The organism is Streptomyces sp. NBC_00631 (assembly GCF_045206895.1).
Lineage (GTDB): Bacteria > Actinomycetota > Actinomycetes > Streptomycetales > Streptomycetaceae > Streptomyces.
In genome coordinates, this window is record NZ_CP107734.1 from 8,486,528 (window position 1) to 8,505,948 (window position 19,421).

The window sequence follows — 19,421 nt, forward strand, 5'->3', positions numbered from 1 at the left end:
AGAGGCGATGATCCTTTTGTTCACCGAGTCCGTGCCGTCCGCGCAGCAGACCGCCCGATGAGCATCGAGTTCACGATGCGGCGCATCTCTGCCCAGGCCTACGACAGCCTCATGGGGGGCGACCTCCGCTTCCACCGGTACGTGGCCGAGAGCGGGCAGGTCGCCAAGCGCTGGGAGATCCTGGCGATGATCCTGGCCGACGGGGACCGGGCGGCGCCCGGTCCCGGCGCCGCGATCGTCGGGGGGCGGCAGCTGCCCGGTGAGGAGGACGCGGACTACGGCGGGACCCGGATGTTCTCCGTGTCCGAGGTGGCCGGCCTGTCCGCGGCGCTCGCCGCGTTCGACGAGCCGGAGCTCCGGCGGCGCCACGAGGTCCTGGACTTCACCGGGGCGTACGGTTCCGGACCGGACGGCCGGCCGGCCGTCCAGAGAACCGGAGGACTACGTCTCGTCCTTCCGCCGCCTCCGCGACTTCTACGGCGCGGCCGCGGCGGCCGGCGACGCCATGACGGTCTGGCTCGGCTGACTCCGATCCGCGCCACACCCGGACCCCCGCTCCCACCTCCGCCGACGAAGGGGCATACCGTGAGGAGCTGAACGCCTGAGCCGGGAGGAGACACGGGATGGGCAGCCGTACCGCGCTGGTCGAGGATCTGATGGAGAGGTTTCCGCATGTACCACGGGAAGCCGTCTTCAAGGAGGACCTGCTGCGGGGCGGTGTGGCCTTCGACCCGTCCGCGCTGAGCGACAACGAGGGCGGCGAGGTCAAGCCGAAGTCGTACTTCATCTTCTCCTTCGACCACGGCACCCTGCCCGAGCTGGGCGAGGCCGCGCTGCGCCGGCCCCCGGAGGAGATCATCCTCACCGGCGGGCCGTACGACCTGCGGCGGACCGTGGTCTCCGTGCGGGTGAACCCGGCCTCGCCGTACCGGGTGGCCGCCGACGACGAGGGCGTGCTCGGGCTCTACCTCGACGGGAAGCGGATCGCCGACGTCGGGGTGCCGCCGATGCCGGAGTACTACCGGCACAAGCTCGCCAGCGGGAAGTCCGTGATGGAGGTCGCCCCGACCATCCAGTGGGGCTACCTGATCTACCTCACCGTCTTCCGGGTCTGCCAGTACTTCGGCGCCAAGGAGGAGTGCCAGTACTGCGACATCAACCACAACTGGCGCCAGCACAAGGCGGCCGGGCGGCCGTACACGGGCGTGAAGGACGTCGAGGAGGTGCTGGAGGCCCTTGAGATCATCGACCGGTACGACACCGCGAAGGCGTCCACCGCCTACACGCTGACCGGCGGCGCGATCACCAAGACCGTCGCCGGCCGGGATGAAGCGGACTTCTACGGGCACTACGCCAAGGCCATCGAGGAGCGCTTCCCCGGGCGGTGGATCGGCAAGGTCGTCGCGCAGGCGCTGCCGAAGGACGACGTGCAGCGGTTCAAGGACTACGGGGTGCAGATCTACCATCCCAACTACGAGGTGTGGGACGAGTACCTCTTCAAGATGTACTGCCCGGGCAAGGAGCGGTACGTCGGCCGGGACGAGTGGCACAAGCGGATCCTGGACTCGGCCGAGATCTTCGGCGCCCGGAACGTGATCCCCAACTTCGTGGCCGGCGTGGAGATGGCCGAGCCGTTCGGGTTCAAGACCGTCGACGAGGCGATCGAGTCGACCACCGAGGGGCTGCGCTTCTTCATGTCGCACGGCATCACGCCCCGCTTCACCACCTGGTGCCCGGAGCCGACCACCCCGCTCGGCAAGGCCAACCCGCACGGCGCCCCGCTGGAGTACCACATCCGGCTGCTGCAGGCCTACCGTCAGACGATGGAGGACTTCGGGCTCTCCTCCCCGCCCGGCTACGGGCCGCCCGGACCCGGCCGTGCCGTCTTCTCGGTCAGCTCCTTCATGGACAGCCTGCCGGCGGCGGAGCCGACGGAGGTGTGATCTCCGGCAGCCGCGAGACACTTACGGGAACGGTGAGTCGAAACGAGGTCGCTGTCCGTACTAGAGGCCGGAGTTGTGGGACACGGTGGACACGAGGGCGTTCTCCGGCCGGACCGCGATCCACGGTCAGGTGTCCGCTTCGGCCGTCAGCGTCCCGGTGCGGACGCTCGACGCGCGGGGGCGGACGGCGGTCGGGGAGCGGCCGGACAGCTGGGCGCTGCGGTTGACGTGACACCGGGGACCGGTGGTATGGGTGACGGGGAGAATCCGTGGCCCGACCACCGGTAACCGGTATTGAATATGCCGCTTGTCAGTTGTGCAGGGTACGTGAAAAGCTCGGGCCTGCCGTGAGGTTCCCCCCAACTCCGTTGCCGATACGGTGAGTTGACCTCGCTTTGGATGCAGGAGACCCATGCCCGACCTGCCGACCCCTCAGGACGCCGCCGAGGCAGCGCTGTTCTCCGAATGCTGGGACGCGGTGCTCTCCTACGCCGACCTGTGCACGTCCGGCTCTCTGACGGCCAACCAACTGGCCACCGAGGCTTTCACGCTCGGTATGCGCGAGGCCCGTGACGCCGACTTCACGCCCGTCCGCAGCTCAGGACGGCGCGCCGCCCGGCTGCCGATGATCCCGCTGCTGCTCACCGCGGTGCGCAACACGGCCGCCGCCTGGGAGGCCGCAGGGCTCGGGCACAAGCTCGACCCGGACCTCCGGCTGTGGCTCAACTCCGAGAAGGCCGCGCGCTATACGGGCCCGCCGTTGCAGCGGCCCGTCGCGCTGCGCGGCCTGCGCGACATGCAGGACGCGGACGCCTCGCTGCTGTGGCTGGCCGAGGTGGAGGCGCTGCCGCTGTCCTCCGTGGCGCGCCGGCTCGGCCTCGACCCGGCCGTCGCCGCCCAGGAGCTGGAGCAGGTGCGCGCGCTCTTCCGGGACCGCTGCCACCGCGCCCACCTCGACACGCCGATGGCCGCCGAGTGCCGCAGCTACGCCCGGCTGCTCGACGCGGTCACCCGCTCCTCGGCGGCCGACACGCCCGAGGACCTCTCCCGGCACCTCGCCACCTGTGTGCAGTGCGCCGAGGCCGCCGCCTGTCTGCGGCTGCACGGCGGCGGACTGCCCGCGGCGCTCGCCGGCGGGGTCATCGGCTGGGGCGGCCTCGCCTACCTGGAGCGCCGCCGCCGCGCCGCCGAGGTACGGCTCGGCACGGCCCGCCCGGCCATCGCGGACAACGATGGCGCCGAGGTCAAGGAGGGCGGCGGCCGGGGCAAGGTGCTGCGGCACGGTCTGCTCGGCGCGGCGGTGCTGATCTCGCTGGTGGCGCTCGGCGTGTCGATGATGCCGATGGGCGGCGGCACCGGCGACGACACGGCCACCGCCTCCCACGACGACCGTCAGCCGGTCGCCGACCCCACCGCCGCCGTCCCGTCGGCCGACCCGACCGGCAAGCAATCCGCCTCCGCCTCCGCGGCCCCCTCCTCCTCGGCCACCGCCGGGAAGCCGGCCCACAAGAACTCCGACCCGGAGCCCCAGGGCACCTCCTCGGCGACGGCGAGCACCGGCGGCCACCACGCCACCGCCTCGGCGAGCCCCACCGCCCCCGGGGCGGTCACCTGCCAGGTCTCCTACGACCTGGTCAACCAGTGGACCGACGGCTTCCAGTCCACCGTCACCGTCACCACCAGCCAGGCCCTGTCCGGCTGGCGGGTCCAGTGGTCCTTCCGGGACGGCCAGAAGGTCACCCAGATGTGGGACGCGACCGTCAGTCAGGACGGCGGCCAGGTCACCGCCGACGCCGCCGACTACAACCAGTCGGTCACCGCGAACGGCACCCTGTCCTTCGGCTTCCTCGGTACCTGGAGCGGCCGGAACTCGGAGCCGTACGCCTTCACGCTGAACGGCGACTCCTGCTCGCTGAGCTGAACTGAGCCGAGCTGAGCCGAGCCCGGCCGCCCGTACGACCGGCGGCCGGGCGGACCCAAGAGGGTGGGTCCGCCCGGCCGCTGATGTGAAGCCCCGCTCAGCACTGCGACTTGTAGAAGTACTTGCTGACCGACGGGTCGTTCATGTTGTCCTTGGTGATCGCCACCATGTTGGTGCCGATCGACTTGCTGACCGACTTGCCCTCGAAAGCGTCGGCCAGCTGGTCCACCGCCTGCCGGCCGATCGCCGCGGGGTCCTGGGCGACCAGCACCTGAAGGGTGCCCGACTTCAGCGAGGCGACCTCGTCCGGCTCCGCGTCGAACGCGGCCACCTTCACCGCGCCCTGCTTGCCGGCCTGCTTCAGCCCGGTGGCGATGCCCTGACCGGTGTTGGTGTTGCCCGCGAACACCCCGCCGAGGTCCGGGTGGGCGGCGAGCGTCGACTGGATCTGCGAGGCCGCGGTGGCCGGCAGGTCGTTGTCGTAGAGGGTGGGAAGCACCTTGATGTTCGGGTACTTGGCCATCTCCTCGGTGAAGCCCTTGATCCGCGCGTCGGTCGTCGAGACACCCGGCTTGACGCTGATGACGATGACCGAGCCCTTCTCCTTCATCAGCTTGGCCAGCGCGTCGGCGGCGACCCGGCCGCCCTTCTCGTTGTCCGACGATATCCGGGTGATGCCGATCGACGTGTCCGTCACCGTCGTGTCCACCAGCGCCACCTTGGTGCCGGACGACTGGATCTGCTTGAGCGACGGCGTCAGCGCGCTGGTGTCGACCGGCGAGATCAGCAGCCCGTCGGGCCGGGAGGCGGCCACCGAGTCGAGCAGTGGCCGCTGCACGGAGACGTCCCACTGCGCGGAACCGTCGGCCGTGAAGTCCATCCCCTTGGCCTTGGCCTCCTGCTGCGCGGCACAGGTCATGGTGATGTAGAAGGGGTCGCTCTTCACCCCGGTGATCAGCCGGACCTTCTTGCCCTTGGCACTGCCCGAACTCCCCGAGCCGCCACTGTCGTTCGACGATCCGCACGCCGAGGCCCCCGCGCCGAGGGCCAGGACCGTGCCCACCGCGACCAGCAACCGGCGCCTGCTGCGAATGCTCCTCATCACAGAGTCCTCCTTCGTCCCGAGCGATTCAGTAGTCATGAGCGATCCGGTCACGAGCGATTTGGTCATGCGCGATCCGGTCATGCGCGTTCCCTGGTCTTCCTGCGCAGCTGGTCGATGTAGACGGCGACGACCAGCACCACACCCACCGCCACGTCCTGCCAGTACTGCTGGACGCCGATCACGATCAGCCCGGTGGTCAGCACCGCCGGGATGAACACACCGATCACCGTGCCCAGCACCGAACCCCGCCCGCCGAACAGGCTGGTACCGCCGAGCACCACCGCGGTGATCACCTTGAGGTTGTCGGTGGAGTGCCCGGCGATCGACGTAGTGCCGTACGAGGCCAGCCACATCACCGCGCCCAGCCCGGCCAGCAGCCCCATCAGTCCGTACACCTTCACCAGTTGCCGGCCCACCGGAATACCGGCCCGCCGTACGGCAGTCGGGTTCGACCCGATCGCGAGGGTGTGCTCGCCGAACCGGGTGGCGCCCAGCACCGCGCCGAAGATCGCGGTCACCACGGCCGCCAGGATCACCATCCAGGGGATGCCGAGCACTTTGCCGAAACCGAGGCTGTTCTGCAGATGCGTGGAGGCCGCCCCGGCCGGGTCCTGGCCGCCGGTGGCGAGTTCGGCGATCCCCAGCGCCGCGCCGAGCCCGCCCAGCGTCACGATCAGCGGCGGCACCTTGCCGGTCGCCACCACCGCGCCCTGCAAGGCGCCCCACGCCGTGCCCACCGCCAGCGCGATGACGACACAGAACGCCACCGTGCCCCAGCCCGAAGTAGCCCCGCCGTGATGGATGTTGTACTCACCCGCCGCCACCGCCGCCAGCACCAGCACCGAGCCGATCGACAGGTCGATGCCCGCCGTGATGATCACGAAGGTCATGCCCACGCCGAGCACCAGATAGATGGCCGCGTTCACCGCGATCTGGGTGATGTCGTACGTCGTGAAGAACTTGCCCGGCGCCGCGATGGTGAAGAACAGGACCAGTGCCACCAGGATGACGAAGGTCCACAGCTCGTTGAGGGTTGCCGCACGGCGCACCCAGTCGGGCACCGCGGCCCGGCCGCCCACGGCCGCCGCGGCCTTCTCGCTCTGCGCCGTCATCGTGCGCCCTCCGCTTCCCCGGTCCGGTCCGGCCCGTCCAGCGAGCCGGTCATCGCCCCGACCAGCTCCTCGATCGTCGTGTCGGCGGCGGTGTACGACGCGACGCGCCGCCCCAGCCGCAGCACCTCCACCCGGTCCGCGACCGACAGCACCTCGGGCATGTTGTGGCTGATCAGTACGACGCAGATGCCCCGGTCGGCGACCCTGCGGACGGTCTCCAGGACCCGGGCGCGCTGGACGACGCCCAGTGCGGCGGTCGGCTCGTCCATGAAGATGACCTTGTGGGCGAAGGCGACGGCACGGGCCACCGCGACGGACTGCCGCTGCCCGCCGGACAACGTTGTCACAGCGGCCGTCACATCCTTCAGTTCCACGCCGAGTTCGGCGAAGGCCTTGACCGCCTCCCGGCGCATCGCGGGCCGGTCGAGGACGCCGAGGCGCCCGAGCAGCCCTCCGCGCACCATCTCCCGGCCGAGGTAGAGGTTGGCCGCCGCGTCCAGGTCGGGGGCGAGCGACAGGTCCTGGTACACGGTCTCCACACCGTGCCGCTGCGCGTCCATCGGACCGGAGAACCGCACCGGCGCGCCGTCCAGGCGGACCTCGCCGGCGTCGGGGGCGAGCACGCCCGACAGGACGTTCACCAGGGTGGACTTGCCGGCACCGTTGTCACCGATGAGGGCGACGACCTCGCCGGGGTATGCCGTGAAATCGGCGCCCGAGAGCGCCTGGACGTGGCCGAAACGTTTGACCACTCCATGTGCGGTGAGCAGTGGTTCCCTTGCAGAGGCCATGTTGTGCCTTCTGGTTGGTATCGTTAACAGCTTGGCTGATTCTTGGGGCGCCCACAGCGGGGTGTCAAGGGTGGTGCAGCGGGTCGCCGAGCACGCTGGTCGAGCCCTCATCTCCCGTTGTTTGCAAGGCTGTTGATACGCACGTGGTTGGTAACGTTAACGAGTCGACGCTCAAACGTGACGCAGCTGGAGGACGTGGCGTGGCAGCCACCCGGCCGACCATGAAGGACGTTGCCGCGGAAGCGGGCGTCAGCACGATGACGGTGTCCCGGGTCGTCAACGGTGATTCGGCCGTCGCCCCGCGGACCGCGGCGCGGGTGGAGGCGGCGGTCCGCAAGCTCGGCTACCAACGCGACGACGTGGCACGCCAGTTGCGCCGCACCCATGAACTGAGCCAGATCATCGGCCTGTTGGTCGACGACGTGACCGATCCCTTCATGGCCGCGGTCGCCTCCGCCGCCGAGGACGTCGCCCGGCAGCGTGGCAGCATCATGCTCATTGGCTCCAGCCGCGCCGACCTGCGCCGCGAACGCGAGGTGATCGCCGCGTTCACCGCCCGCCGCGTCGACGGCCTGATCCTCACCCCGGCCGCCGGCAGTCACCGCTTCCTGCGCCCCGCCCAGGCGCAGGGCACGAAGATCGTCTGCGTGGACCGGGCGGCCCCCGGCCTGGACGTGGACGCCGTGGTGGTCGACAACTTCGGCGCGGTGCGCGAGGCCGTGCGGCTGTTGGTGGCACGCGGGCACCGCAGGATCGGCTACCTCGGCGACACGCCGAAGATCTGGACGTTCGGCGAACGGCGGCGCGGCTATCTGGCGGCGCTGGAGGCCGCGGGCGTCGCCGCCGACCCGGCGCTGGTCAGGGACGGCGTGCGCACCGGACCGGAGGCGGCCGCGGCCGTCGCCGGGATGCTGGCGCTGCCCGACCCGCCGACGGCTCTCCTCGCCGGCAACGAACTGCTCGCCTTCGGCGCCCTCACCGCGGCCCCCCGCGACCTCGCCTTCGTCGCCTTCGACGACTTCGCGCTCGCCGCCCGGCTGACCCCGCCCGTCACGGTGATCGCCCAGGATCCGGTGGCCCTCGCGACCAGCGCGGCCCACCTGTTGTTCGCCCGGATCCACGGCGACGTCTCCCCACCGCGCACCGTGGTCATGCCGACCCGGCTGATCCGGCGCGGGTCGGGGGAGATACCCGGGCCGTTCGCGGCGTAGCGGCGCGTGGGGTGGGGCGGCCGACACGAGGGTGACGGTTCGGTGATGGCGCACGGGGCGTATCACCTCGGTGTGCTTCAGCTACGCCCAGCGGTCCGTGTCCGTCCGATTTCGGGTGCGGGCCGGTGGGGGCTGGTCGCGCAGTTCCCCGCGCCCCTTCAGGGCGCGGGGCTGTATTCATTTGCGGCTCCGCCGCGTGGGCGCGACCAGCCACGACGGTGCCGCGGTCGGCAGACGGCAGGTCGCGACGCTTCCAGCGGAGCGCTCAGGTGGCTGTGGTGCGGCGGCCGTCTCGGCGGCCGGAGCCGCGACCGCCCGTGCCGGTGGCGCTGGCGGCGGCCCCGCCGGACGGCGCGCGCCGCCGGGAGCCGCGGTCGTCCTTGCCGGATGCGGTGCCGGTGGTGGTACCGGCCGAGGCCCGGCGGTCGGAACTGCGGCCGGCCGCGGCGCCGGCAGCCCCACCGGATGCGGCCCGGCGGTCGCCACGACGGCTGCCCGCGTCCACGGAACTGCGGCCACCCGTGCCGGCGGCACCCCGGCCACCCGCTCCGGCGGCATCCGTGGCTGCCGCGGTTCCCTTGCGGCGGGCGGAGCGGCCGTCCGCCGCGGACGTGCCGGCTCGGCCGCCCGCCGCGGCATTGGCGGGCGCGGCCGGGGCGGCCCGGCGGCCCGAGCCGCGGGCCGTTGCGGTGGCCGTACCTGTCGCCGTTCCGGCGCCGCTGCTCCGGCGTCGGCGGCCGGACCGCCCGCCGGGCCTGGGGTCGGTCTGCCGGCCCGGACGGGTCGCCGTGGTCGTCGCCGGCTGGGGGAGTTCGATGACGACGGGCACACCGGACGGCTCGCGGGCACCGGTGATGGTGGTCAGTTCCGCGTCGGCCGATGAGACGCGGGCCGTGCGGGGGCGGATGCCGGCGTCCGACATGAGCTGGGTGACGTCCCGTTTCTGGTCGGGCAGGACCAGCGTGACCACGCTGCCGGAGCCGCCGGCGCGGGCCGTGCGGCCGCCCCGGTGGACGTAGTCCTTGTGGTCGGTGGGGGGATCGACGTTCACGACGAGGTCGAGGTCGTCGATGTGTATGCCCCGGGCCGCGACGTTCGTCGCCACCAGCGCGGTGACCTGGCCGTTCTTGAACTGCTCCAGGGTGCGATTGCGCTGCGGCTGGGAGCGGCCGCCGTGCAGTGCCGCCGCGCGGACGCCGACGGCCAGGAGCCGCTTGGCGAGCCGGTCGGCGGACCGTTTGGTGTCGAGGAAGAGGATGACCCGGCCGTCACGGGCCGCGATGCGCGTGGTGACGGCCTTCTTGTCGGTCTCGTCCTGGACGTGGAGCACGTGGTGCTCCATGGTGGTGACCGCCCCGGCCGACGGGTCCACGGAGTGCACCACGGGGTCGGTCAGGAACCGCTGCACCAGACGGTCGATGTTGCGGTCGAGGGTGGCCGAGAAGAGCAGGCGCTGTCCGTCGGGCCGTACCTTCTCGATCAGCTTGGTGATCTGCGGCAGGAAGCCCATGTCCGTCATCTGGTCGGCTTCGTCCAGCACCGTGACGCGTACGTCGCCGAGCACGCAGTCCCCGCGTTCCACGAGGTCGTTGAGCCTGCCGGGACTCGCCACGACCACCTCGGCGCCACGCCGGAGGGCGGCCGCCTGCTTGGTGATCGACAGCCCGCCGACCACGGTGGCCAGCCGCAGGTTCACCGCCGTCGCGTACGGGGTCAGCGCGTCCGTCACCTGCTGGGCGAGCTCACGGGTGGGCACCAGCACGAGAGCGAGGGGCGCCCTGGGTTCGGCGCGCAGCCCGGCCGTACGGGCCAGCAGCGCGAGCCCGAACGCGAGGGTCTTGCCGGAGCCGGTGCGTCCGCGTCCCAGCAGGTCCCGGCCGGCCAGCGAGTTGGGCAGCGTGGCGGCCTGGATCGGGAACGGGGTGGTCACGCCCTGCGCGGTCAGGGTCTTCAGCAGCGCCGCGGGCATGTCCAGGGCGGCGAAGTCGTCGACGGCGGGAAGCGCGGGGGTCGTGGTTTCCGGCAACCGGAACTCACGCGGTGCCGAGCCGGACGGCGGGGCCGGCGGGGCCGACGAGGTGCGCCTGTTCGGCTTCTGGGGCCTGCGGGACATGCGGTGATCTGCCTTCCTGGAAACAGCACAAACCGGGGTCCGCACCAAGACGGTGCGGACCCCGGTGAGCGGATACGCGTCCGGCGATCAGGCGGGGACGATGTTCTCCGCCTGCGGGCCCTTCTGGCCCTGCGTCACGTCGAAGGAGACCCGCTGGCCCTCCTGGAGCTCACGGAAACCCTGGGACTGGATGTTCGAGTAGTGAGCAAAGACGTCGGGGCCGCCGCCGTCCTGCTGGATGAAGCCGAAACCCTTTTCGGCGTTGAACCACTTCACGGTTCCCTGTGCCATGACCTTCTCCTTCTGTAGGCAGAGGCCCCATCCGGAGATGCCGGTAAAACAACTAATGCGCCTGAAGGAGAAACATTCCCGTCAGGCGCACATGGGTTCATGGGTACCACAACTGCAACTCTCTTAACTGTAGCACAGGCTCACGCCCGGTCCGGGTCCGCGGCGCGCGTGGCCTCGGGCCGCGCAAGCCGGTCCGCCCCCGTCCACCGGGGAAGGACCACCAGCGCGATGCCCAGGGCCAGGCCCAGCGCGGGCAGCACCGGGAACCGGCCGCCCGGCGCGAAGCCCTGCACGGCCAGCCGGCCCAGCGCGGCGACATTCATGGCCAGGCCGAGCCACAGCGGCCAGGCACGGCGCACACCGGCGTCCGGCACGTTCCGGTCCGGGGCGGTCCGCGCGTACAGCACGCCCAGCCCGCGGTCCAACGGCTTCAGCGCCGACACGACGCAGGCCAGGACCGCACCGAGCACCAGCAGCCACGGCACACGCAGCGCCCACCACGCCGCGGACCCCAGCGTCGGTTCGGGCGCGAGGCCGGTCAGGTAGAACGCGGCGGCGACGACCAGCACCGGCAGCATGTGCCACAGATACAGGGTCATGCTCGCCGAGCCCACGGGGCGCACGACGCGCCACACCCGCTCGCGGTCCAGCAGCCGCCGCAGCGGCGGCGCGACGAGGAGGCAGAGGCCGACCTGGGCGACCGCCCACGCCAGCATCGCGGCCGACGGCGGATCGGTGTTGCTGGGGCTCTGCCCGGTCACCAGGATCAGGCTGACCGGGAAGGGCCCGAGGGCCACGAGCGCGGCGAAGGCCAGCCCGCCGCCCGCCGCCATCGCGAGCGGCACGGCCCGGCGACCGTTCAGCAGACCGTCCCGCCAGCAGAAGCCCAGTTGGTAGGCGACACCCCACACGAGCACGTAGTCGAGCAGTCCGACATAGGGGGCGTGCCACGTCACCACGAGCGTGTCGGCCACCAGGGCGACCGCCCCCAGCGCCGCCGGGACGCGCGGCCCCCAGCGCAGGTGTGCCGCGTACAGCGGCGGCGTCACTGCGCTGAGCAGCAGATACACCGGAAGGAACCAGAACTGCATGCCCATCGCCCAGCCCACCAGCGCCAGCGTGTCCGCGTCCACACCGGCTGCCGTGCAGACACCGACGGCCAGCAGCACCGCACCGCTGTAGACGCCCACCGGAAGAAGCAGCCGCAGCGCCCGCCGCCCCAGCCACCCCGCGGGCGTGTCCCCGGCCGCCCGGGCCCGCGCCCAGGAACCGCCCGCGGCATGGCCCCCGGCCAGGAAGAACAGCGGCATGATCTGGAAACCCAGGGTCAGCCACTGGGTCCAGGGAACGGCAGCCAGCAGCTCCGGGGCGGTGATCCGCCCATCGGGCTCCCGGACCAGGGCGGTGATCAGCCAGTGCCCGAGCACCACCAGCACGATCGCCCAAGCGCGCAGGAAGTCGACGTAGCGGTCTCTGCTCATGGCCGCCATGCTCCCGCAGCTCGGACGCCACGGCGGGACCAAGCCCATGCCGCAACCGTTCCGTGCCCGGCACGACATCGTCCGGCTGTGAACTGCCCACACATGCCGCCGAGTTCGCTCACACCCGAGCGACCTGGGCGCTCTGGCGCCGTTGCTCTCGCCCGTCGGCGTCCGGGGTTCCGGCGTCCGCACCATGCCGGACCGCGGTCCACGACCGCTCGGCCGTCCGGGCCGGCCCGGTCACCGCCGCGCGCCTCCCGGAAGTCGCCCTGGAGCGCCCGAATGTCGCCGGCTGGGCCACTCCGGTCGGTGGTGGCCGGAATGCTGTCCGGCTCGGGCCGCGGGGTAATTCGATGGCGCCGCCGAAGGGCTGCTGGCCGGACGTGTCGTCCGGGTCGACCGCGGGCGGTGCGACGTCATCACCGCCGGCGGCCCGCTGCGCGCCGACACCGCGCTCGTCACCCCGCCCGATCCGCTGCGCGTCGTCTGCACCGGCGACTGGGTCGCCGTGGAACCCGGCGGCAACCCCCGTTACGTACGCGCGTATCTGCCACGCCGTACCGCCTTCGTGCGCTCCACCTCCTCCAAGCGGTCCGAGGGGCAGATCCTCGCCGCCAACGTCGACCACGCGATCGTCGCGGTCTCCCTCGCCGTCGAACTCGACCTCGGCCGCGTCGAACGGTTCCTGGCGCTGGCGTGGGAGTCCGGCAGGACCTGGGAAGCGGTCAGCCACTGCAGGCGGCAGCTCCCGCTGCCCCGGCTCCGCGGCCGTTTCGGCGGCGTGACCGCCTGCCGGGCTTGATGCCGATCTTACGGTCCGGGGGACGGCGCCGGTGTCGTCGGCTGGGGAGCCTCGATGGTGACGGGCACGCCGGACGGGCTCGCGGGCACCGGTGATGACCTCCTGTTTCTGCTCGGGTAGGACCCGTGCGACCACGTTGCTGGAGCCGTCGGCGCGGGCCGTGCAATCGAGGGGCGTCGGAGTCGCCCGACGGAGGCGGTCTACGGGCAGGGCGATCGGTAGGGGAGGGTTCCGACGTACTGATTCCACTGTTGGGTGGTCAGGGTGTTCCTGGTGGCGGCGCAGATCTGTGCGATGGCTTGGTCGGCGTCTGTTGCCCACAGTCGGACCGTGCCGTCGTTGCCGGAGGTGGCGAGGGTGTGTCCGTGGCGGCTGAAGGCCATTGCGTTGACGGTGTCCGTGTGGCCCGAGAGGGGGTGCCCCAGACGCGTGGGATGTGCCGGGTCGGCCGTGTCCCACAACTGCACCCTGGCTCCGTCCTCGCCGGCGCCCCCAGCGGCCAGGACACGCCGGTCAGGGCTGAACGCCAGCACGAGCCCGAGATCATCTCTGCCACCGGCCTGCAGGTGACCAGAACGTTCGGCGTGGGCCGGATCGCTGGTGTCCCAGAGTTGCACGTCGGTGAGGTTCGTACCGCTGCCTGCTGCGGCCAGCAGCTGACCATCGGGACTGAACGCCAGCACGGGAGTGAAATCCCCGGTGGGGCGGTGTCCGGTCGACAGGCGATCCGAGCGTGTCGGGTGTGCTGGGTCGGCGGTGTCCCACAGCTGTACCTGGCTGTGGCCGTCGTTGCCACTGGTCGCGACGGCGAGGAGGTCCTTCTCGGGGCTGAGCGCCATGCTCAGGATTCCGGGGGACGGGATCGTGCTCAGTTGTCCGGGGTGGGCCGGGTCGCCGGTGTCCCACAGCCGGACGTGGTCACCGTTCTGATCGGTGCTCGCGGTGGCCAGGGTGTGTCCGTCGGCGCCGAACGCCACCGCGATGGTCTCGGTGCCAGGGCGGTCCAGCAGGTGACCGACGACTCTGGGCCGGGCCGGATCGGTGGTGTCCCACAGCCGGACCGCGCTGCCGTCCACCTCCGCAGTCGAGGTTGCCAGGAGATGTCCGTCGGGACTGAGCGCCATGGCATGGACCGAGTGGGAGGGACTGATGCTCAGACGTCGGGGGTTTGCGGGGTTTGTGGTGTCCCACAGCCAGATGGCACTTTCCATGTCGGGGTTGTCTTGATCCCCGGTGGTGTCGCCGACGGTGGCCAGCAGGTGGCCGGTGAGGTCGAACGCTGCCTGGTGGACGGGACCTGGGTAGCCGCGCAGAACTGTGCCCGGCAGGCTCCATAGGCGAACGCCGTCGCCGCTGGTGGCGATGGTGCGCCCGTCGGGGCTGAACGCCACGGAAGTGGTGGATACCGCGAGAGGTCTGTCCCAGGGCATTGGGTTGGAGGGATCGCTGACGTTCCACAGACGCACCGAGCCGTCCTCGACAGCGGCCAGGGTGTAACCGTCCGGGCTGAGCTGGGCGGCGTCGACCACGGCGGAATCAGCGGTGATCGGATCACCGAGGCGTCGTGGGTGTGCGGAGTCGGCGGTGTCCCACATCTGCACCGCGGCCTCGTTTCCGCCGCTCGTGGTGGCCAGGAGGTGACCACGCTGGGCGAACGCCAGTCCGATGACGTGCTGGGACGGCAGGCTGCCCGCACGGCGGGGGTGCGCGGGGTCGGCGACGTCCCACAAGCCCACCGCGTCACCCCGGTCTTCTTCCACCGCGGCCAGCAGGTGACCCCACGGGGCGAAGGCAACGGCTCCGAAGCCGTTGCGCGAGCCACGCAGAAGGGGTTTGAGGAGTCGGGGAGATACCGGATCGGTGACGTCCCACAGCCGGATCCTGCCGCTGTCGCCCGTGGTGGCCAGGGTCCGCCCGTCAGGGCTGAAGTCCATCGTGTCGATCCTGTCGGGGGTGGAAGCACTGGTGCCGAGCAGGGATGGATGTGTTGGGCGGGTTACGTCCCACAACTGGAGTCTTGCCGGAGTGCCGGTGTCCGTATCGCTGCTCCGGCTGGGGGCGGTGGCGGCGGCCAGGGTGCGTCCGTCGGGGCTGAACGCCACCGCGGTGACTTCGATGCGGCGGTCGTCGGGAAAGTGCCCGAACCGCTGGGGATGCGTGGCTGCAGCGCTGCTCCACAACTGCACCTGAGCCGGACCGGAACCATCTGCCTCCACGGCGGCCAGGACCTGCGCGCGCGGACTGAACGCCACGTGGCTGACTGAGTCCGGCTCACTGGTGAGGGTTGTGGACAGCACGGCGGTCGTGGCTGAGAGCAGGTTCGTATAAGCCTGCGGAGAGTGCCGTAGACGGTAGGCGACGATATCGAGCCGGGCTGCGAGCGAGACGTCTTGGGTCTGCGGTGACATGCCGGACATGCCGGTGCCGCGCAACTGGTCGGCTTCGGTGATGATCCTGTTGGAAATGGCGGTGTTGCGCTCGGTGCGCGCGCTGGACCGCTGTTGCAGGGCGATGGCAGCGGTCACGGACGTGACCAGGCTCAAGACGGACAACACTGCGATCAGCATGCGCAGCCTTCGGGTCGCGCGGGCGGCCGCCCGCTGTTCTCGACGGCGCATCTCAAGGCTGGCGGTGAGGAATTCCGCTTCCCGCGTGGTGAGGGCGGCACGGTAACCGCTCACCTCGAATGCTTCCTCGGCCTCTGCGAGCCGCACGCCGCGATACAGGGCTCCCGGGTCGCGGCCGAGACTCTGCCAGGCATGGGCGGCGTCGGTGAGTTGGCGGTGGAGGCGCAACCGGTCCCGTTCGGCGTCGATCCAGGCCCGCAGCCGCGGCCAGGCAGTGATCAGGGCTTCATGGGCGAGGTCGACGGTGGCGTCGTCCACGGTGATCAGCCGGGCGCCGGCCAGGCGTTCCAGTACGGTGCTGGTGTCGGCGGGGTCGGCGAAGTCGAGTTCGGTGCGGGGTGTCGGTCGACGGGTGTCGGGGGTGCCGTCACCGGGGGTGATCAGGCGCAGTAGGAGACGCCGCGCCAATTCGGCCTGGGCGGGGGTCAAGCGTGAGTAGAGGTCTTCGGCAGTGCGGGTGATCGCGCCGTGCAGACCGCCTGCCGCCTCGTACGCATCCCCGGTCAGGGCTCGCCCCTTGCGGCGGCGCCAGGTCTCCAGCAGGGCGTGGGACATCAACGGCAGGGCGCCTGGTTCGCCCTCCACCTCGTCGAGGATGCGGGCGGTCAGGGGGCGTTCGACGATGAGACCGGCGCTCTGGGCGGGTTTGACGATGGCCTCGCGTAACTCGTCGCGGCTCATCGGACCGACCAGCACGGTGGCATCCTGCAGCACGGCCGTCAGCCGCGGATGCCGGGCACAATGGCCGAGGAAGTCGGCCCGTACGGCGATGACCACCCGCAGTCGGCTTGCTAGGGCGGCGGCAATGAGCCGGTCGATGAACTGATCGCGTTCGCCCGGGTCGGTGCACAGGGTGTAGAGCTCTTCGAACTGGTCCACAATCAGCCACGTGTCGCCGTCGGCGTCGTTAGGTATCAGGCGCTGCTCGTGGGTGCGCAGGGGGTGCTTGCCAGGGGTAAGCACGCGCAGGGCGGCCGGTCGTGGCACGGTGGTGCCGGGATTACGCAGGCGGGGGACGAGGCCGGCGCGCAGCAGGGAGGACTTGCCGCTGCCTGATGGGCCGAAGACGGCGGTGAAGTGGTTGGAGTGCGCGAGTTCGAGCAGCCGGTCTGTGAGCTGGTCCCGGCCGAAGAACAGGTCGGCGTCGGTGGGTTCGAAGCGTGCCAGGCCCCGGTACGGCGGTTCGGAGTCGTCGTCCTGGGCACGGGGCTCGGCTGCTGCTTCCCCGGCCACCTCACGCCATCGCACCTCCCACTCGTCTGGGGCACCGCCGCAGGCTTTCACGTAAGCCAGGACCACCGGCAGGGTCGGCAGCCGCTCACCGCCGGCAGCCTGCGACAGCGTGCTCGCCCCCTGACCGGTGCGCTTCGCCATGACCCGGTAGGTCGGACTGCCTGCCTCCGCACGGAGTTTGCGCAACTCGGCCGCGAACCACGCCACCGGCCCGCCACTCGGATCCAGTTGACTTTCAGGACGCCCTGCCATCGACAGCTCACCCCCACCGCCTGGCTCTCCCACGGATGCATCCCAGGGCTCGCACGTTACGCAGCCCGCAACAGGACGGCAAACCAGAGCCGTTGACTTTGGTCACGTGGCAACCCCCTGCCCCTGACCTGCTGAGCGGCCTTTGATCAGGGTGACAAAACCGGCTGCCCATTCAATCCCAAGACCGCTGAACTCGGTTTCAGACACAGGCCGGGCCGGCACGGCGCGCCTTCGGCGTCCAGGCCTCGGTCACTCCAACCGGGTGGAAGGAACACTCACCATGAGCATCCGCAGTCGCTCCGCGCTCACCATCGCTGCCGTGATGTGCGGGGCCGCAATTGCCTCGGGACCGGCTGCCGGCGCAGTCGCAGCCCCCGCGCGGCAGTCGGCAGCCACACAACGCGTTGACGCCTGCTTCAACGGGGCCTGCGGCAGCGCTACCTACAAGAGGACGAGCAGCAATTCCTACGATCCCGTCAGCATGTCGGTCAAGGACAACAAGTGTGACGGCCACCCCGTCTACATCCAGGCCGGAGTCGAGGACGGGACCTACCCGCAGGGGTACGTCTGGCTGAACACCAAGCACTACAACAACCTCGGATGCCACGGTGGCTATGCGAGCTGGGACTCCTACATCAAGAATTGGCATCTGCCCATCAGGGACCTGATCTTCCGCGTGTGTGTCGACGACTGGGGATCCGACACGTGCAAGGTGGCGTACTGAATCAGGGACAGCCACCGCTTGAATCTCCACACCAGTTCGGGGTTCCAGTGGGCCGACGTGCGGCTCTCTACCGCGACTGATCTCCGCGGCCGCCTCTGCGGCGCCGGCGGCCCGTCTCGGTCAGTCGTCCTCGGCCCGGGACGCTGGTGGCTTTCCGCCTGGGCCGTCGGCCGGCGCGAGGGGACTGGCCGGCAGCCCAGGCTTGGGACACGGATGACGGGTTGGATACCGGTGGAGAGTGCCTGACTGGCCTGTCGACGGATGGGAGCAGCGGCACACCGGCGGACGTACCGGGCCCACGTGACGGCGCTTCGGGCCGGATCGCCGGGCACGGGGCTTCCCCGGCTGTCGAGGCCCTGGGATCCCTAGGCGGATCCCAGGGCCGTGTGCCACTGCGGCTGCCGCCTGGGCGCGGACCACCGGTTCAGGTGCCGTGCCGGCCTCGGCTTGATCAGTCCATTTGCCCCACGGCGTCGGCAGTCGGGCAACGAGCCGTCCAGTGCCGTCCCGCGTCGCCCCCCTGACGGCGCGACGCGGCTGCTCACACCCACAGCAAAGGAGTCCGACAGTGGATGCTCACGAGCCCGTCAATGAGGTGTTGGAATTCGAGGAGTACGTCCGTGCGCGGCAGAAAGCGCTGCTGCGCAGCGCCCGGCGCCTGGTTGCCGACCCGCTCGACGCTCAGGACCTGATGCAGACCGCGCTCGCGCGGACGTACGAGCACTGGAACGGCATAGCGGACAAGCGGCTTGCGGACGCCTATCTGCGCCGCGTCATGATCAACACGCGTACGGAGTGGTGGAGGGCCAGGAAGCTCAAGGAGCTGCCCACCGGGCAGCTTCCGGACGTGTCGGTGGAGGACTCCACCGAGCAGCATGCTGACCGGGCCCTGCTGATGGACGTCCTGAAGGTGCTGGCGCCCAAGCAGCGCGCGGTCGTCGTGCTGCGGCACTGGGAGCAGATGTCCATCCAGGAGACGGCCGCCGCCCTCGGTATGTCGGCCGGCACCGTCAAGAGCACACTGCACCGGGCACTCATCCGGCTCCGCGAGGAGCTGGAAGCCCGCCACCTCGAATCCGTTGCGGCGTCGGCCGGCCGCCAGGGGTGACGATGCGTCGGGGCCAAGCTGCCCGAAAAGGTCGTGTCTCCCTCCTCCGGCCCGCCCGCACTTCTGCCGCCCCTCACGATCTCCTTCCCGAGGCCCGGCCAGCTTGCGGCTTGGCGCGAGGGAACAATCGATGATCAAATCTTGCTTGTGCGAACCCGGTTATTGGCGCGACGGGCTCATGGAGAAGTACAAGGACGGCGAAAAGCCCTCGCCCGAGGGCGCGTTGGTCATGGGGGTGCTTGCGGAGGCGGGAGCGGATGCGGATGCGGATGCGGATGCGGAGGTGCATCTGGTGTCGCCTGCCGCCCGTCCACCGGGGCGAGCGCGCAGGGGACGATCGTGGTCACGGCGCCGGTCCGGTCGCGACATGCTGCCGGCGACCGGACATCGAGGCTGAGGCCAGTCCGATGCCGGAGCCGCAGACGCCTGCGGCGAGCGTCGGAAGCACGAGCGGCCGGGTGACGGTCGTCCTCGCCACGCCCCGCGAAGTGGCCCTGCAGTGAGCCCCGCGCGATCTTGCGTGGAGCGAGGAATATTCGGTGGTCGCCGGGGAGGAGCCCGTCTAGGGTGAGCCTCACATCTGGCAGTGGCCGTTGGCCGCTGCTGTCTGCCGAGTGAAGAACGGGAGGTGTGACCGATGGCTGTCTCTGTGATGGGCGCTGCCCGCAACCAGAAGTACATCCACTCCACCCCCGTGGTCTCCGGCT

Annotated in this window: 14 protein-coding genes and 1 pseudogene; 8 read left to right on the plus strand and 7 right to left on the minus strand. The window is 70.8% G+C overall.

Annotation, left to right across the window (positions count from 1 at the left end; translation table 11 throughout):
- Positions 1–57 precede the first annotated feature (57 nt).
- The 4 genes from OHB00_RS38800 to OHB00_RS38815 all read left to right on the plus strand — a co-directional run bounded on the left by OHB00_RS38800 (position 58) and on the right by OHB00_RS38815 (position 3,864).
- Positions 58–597, plus strand: coding sequence for a DUF1877 family protein (locus tag OHB00_RS38800; protein WP_406442044.1), 540 nt, complete (start codon positions 58–60; stop codon positions 595–597).
- Positions 598–623: 26 nt separating this feature from the next.
- A complete protein-coding gene (locus tag OHB00_RS38805; RefSeq protein WP_406442046.1) occupies positions 624–1,943 on the plus strand; it encodes a radical SAM protein in 1,320 nt (439 codons plus the stop codon).
- A gap of 85 nt (positions 1,944–2,028) precedes the next feature.
- Complete coding sequence (locus OHB00_RS38810; RefSeq protein WP_406442048.1) at positions 2,029–2,175, plus strand: hypothetical protein; 147 nt, start codon at positions 2,029–2,031, stop codon at positions 2,173–2,175.
- A gap of 180 nt (positions 2,176–2,355) precedes the next feature.
- Positions 2,356–3,864, plus strand: coding sequence for a cellulose-binding domain-containing protein (locus OHB00_RS38815; protein WP_406442050.1), 1,509 nt, complete (start codon positions 2,356–2,358; stop codon positions 3,862–3,864).
- Positions 3,865–3,961: 97 nt separating this feature from the next.
- Here the strand turns inward: OHB00_RS38815 and OHB00_RS38820 are convergent, their stop codons facing one another.
- From OHB00_RS38820 to OHB00_RS38830, 3 genes are all read right to left on the minus strand, one after another.
- Positions 3,962–4,966, minus strand: a complete 1,005-nt coding sequence (locus tag OHB00_RS38820; RefSeq protein WP_406442052.1) for an ABC transporter substrate-binding protein — start codon at positions 4,964–4,966, stop codon at positions 3,962–3,964.
- 80 nt (positions 4,967–5,046) lie between these two features.
- Positions 5,047–6,081 (minus strand): ABC transporter permease, encoded by a 1,035-nt coding sequence (locus OHB00_RS38825; protein WP_406442054.1) that lies wholly within the window; start codon positions 6,079–6,081, stop codon positions 5,047–5,049.
- Positions 6,078–6,872 (minus strand): ATP-binding cassette domain-containing protein, encoded by a 795-nt coding sequence (locus OHB00_RS38830; RefSeq protein ID WP_406442056.1) that lies wholly within the window; start codon positions 6,870–6,872, stop codon positions 6,078–6,080. The genes OHB00_RS38825 and OHB00_RS38830 overlap by 4 nt, the downstream gene beginning before the upstream one ends.
- A 200-nt stretch (positions 6,873–7,072) precedes the next feature.
- Here OHB00_RS38830 and OHB00_RS38835 point away from each other — a divergent pair, with 200 nt between their 5' ends.
- Entirely contained in the window at positions 7,073–8,083 is a 1,011-nt protein-coding gene (locus OHB00_RS38835; RefSeq protein ID WP_406442058.1) for a LacI family DNA-binding transcriptional regulator, read from the plus strand.
- Between the two features lie 265 nt (positions 8,084–8,348).
- Here the strand turns inward: OHB00_RS38835 and OHB00_RS38840 are convergent, their stop codons facing one another.
- The 3 genes from OHB00_RS38840 to OHB00_RS38850 all read right to left on the minus strand — a co-directional run bounded on the left by OHB00_RS38840 (position 8,349) and on the right by OHB00_RS38850 (position 11,968).
- Positions 8,349–10,196, minus strand: coding sequence for a DEAD/DEAH box helicase (locus tag OHB00_RS38840; protein WP_406442060.1), 1,848 nt, complete (start codon positions 10,194–10,196; stop codon positions 8,349–8,351).
- Positions 10,197–10,283: 87 nt separating this feature from the next.
- A complete protein-coding gene (locus OHB00_RS38845) occupies positions 10,284–10,487 on the minus strand; it encodes a cold-shock protein (RefSeq protein ID WP_016578941.1) in 204 nt (67 codons plus the stop codon).
- Between the two features lie 140 nt (positions 10,488–10,627).
- Positions 10,628–11,968: an acyltransferase gene (locus tag OHB00_RS38850; RefSeq protein WP_406442062.1), complete on the minus strand. Its 1,341-nt coding sequence runs from the start codon at positions 11,966–11,968 to the stop codon at positions 10,628–10,630.
- A gap of 361 nt (positions 11,969–12,329) precedes the next feature.
- On the opposite strand from OHB00_RS38850, the pseudogene rsgA reads away from it, so the two are divergent.
- Positions 12,330–12,677: pseudogene (rsgA, locus tag OHB00_RS38855) on the plus strand (GTPase RsgA); the annotation flags it as partial.
- A 293-nt stretch (positions 12,678–12,970) separates the two neighbouring features.
- Here the strand turns inward: rsgA and OHB00_RS38860 are convergent.
- Positions 12,971–16,837: a hypothetical protein gene (locus OHB00_RS38860; RefSeq protein ID WP_406442064.1), complete on the minus strand. Its 3,867-nt coding sequence runs from the start codon at positions 16,835–16,837 to the stop codon at positions 12,971–12,973.
- A 526-nt stretch (positions 16,838–17,363) separates the two neighbouring features.
- Between OHB00_RS38860 and OHB00_RS38865 the strand changes: the two genes are divergently transcribed.
- Together OHB00_RS38865 and OHB00_RS38870 are read left to right on the plus strand one after the other, a co-directional pair.
- Positions 17,364–17,606, plus strand: a complete 243-nt coding sequence (locus OHB00_RS38865) for a hypothetical protein (RefSeq protein ID WP_406442066.1) — start codon at positions 17,364–17,366, stop codon at positions 17,604–17,606.
- 568 nt (positions 17,607–18,174) lie between these two features.
- Positions 18,175–18,714 (plus strand): SigE family RNA polymerase sigma factor, encoded by a 540-nt coding sequence (locus OHB00_RS38870; protein WP_406442068.1) that lies wholly within the window; start codon positions 18,175–18,177, stop codon positions 18,712–18,714.
- The last annotated feature ends 707 nt before the right edge of the window (positions 18,715–19,421 follow it).

Bases quoted from the DNA above. Each gene is read 5' to 3' on its own strand.
- OHB00_RS38800 (WP_406442044.1), top strand. From the start codon at position 58: ATGAGCATCGAGTTCACGATGCGGCGCATCTCTGCCCAGGCCTACGAC.
- OHB00_RS38805 (WP_406442046.1), top strand. From the start codon at position 624: ATGGGCAGCCGTACCGCGCTGGTCGAGGATCTGATGGAGAGGTTTCCG.
- OHB00_RS38815 (WP_406442050.1), top strand. From the start codon at position 2,356: ATGCCCGACCTGCCGACCCCTCAGGACGCCGCCGAGGCAGCGCTGTTC.
- OHB00_RS38820 (WP_406442052.1), bottom strand. From the start codon at position 4,966: ATGAGGAGCATTCGCAGCAGGCGCCGGTTGCTGGTCGCGGTGGGCACG.
- OHB00_RS38825 (WP_406442054.1), bottom strand. From the start codon at position 6,081: ATGACGGCGCAGAGCGAGAAGGCCGCGGCGGCCGTGGGCGGCCGGGCC.
- OHB00_RS38830 (WP_406442056.1), bottom strand. From the start codon at position 6,872: ATGGCCTCTGCAAGGGAACCACTGCTCACCGCACATGGAGTGGTCAAA.
- OHB00_RS38840 (WP_406442060.1), bottom strand. From the start codon at position 10,196: ATGTCCCGCAGGCCCCAGAAGCCGAACAGGCGCACCTCGTCGGCCCCG.
- OHB00_RS38845 (WP_016578941.1), bottom strand. From the start codon at position 10,487: ATGGCACAGGGAACCGTGAAGTGGTTCAACGCCGAAAAGGGTTTCGGC.
- OHB00_RS38850 (WP_406442062.1), bottom strand. From the start codon at position 11,968: ATGAGCAGAGACCGCTACGTCGACTTCCTGCGCGCTTGGGCGATCGTG.
- OHB00_RS38865 (WP_406442066.1), top strand. From the start codon at position 17,364: ATGTCGGTCAAGGACAACAAGTGTGACGGCCACCCCGTCTACATCCAG.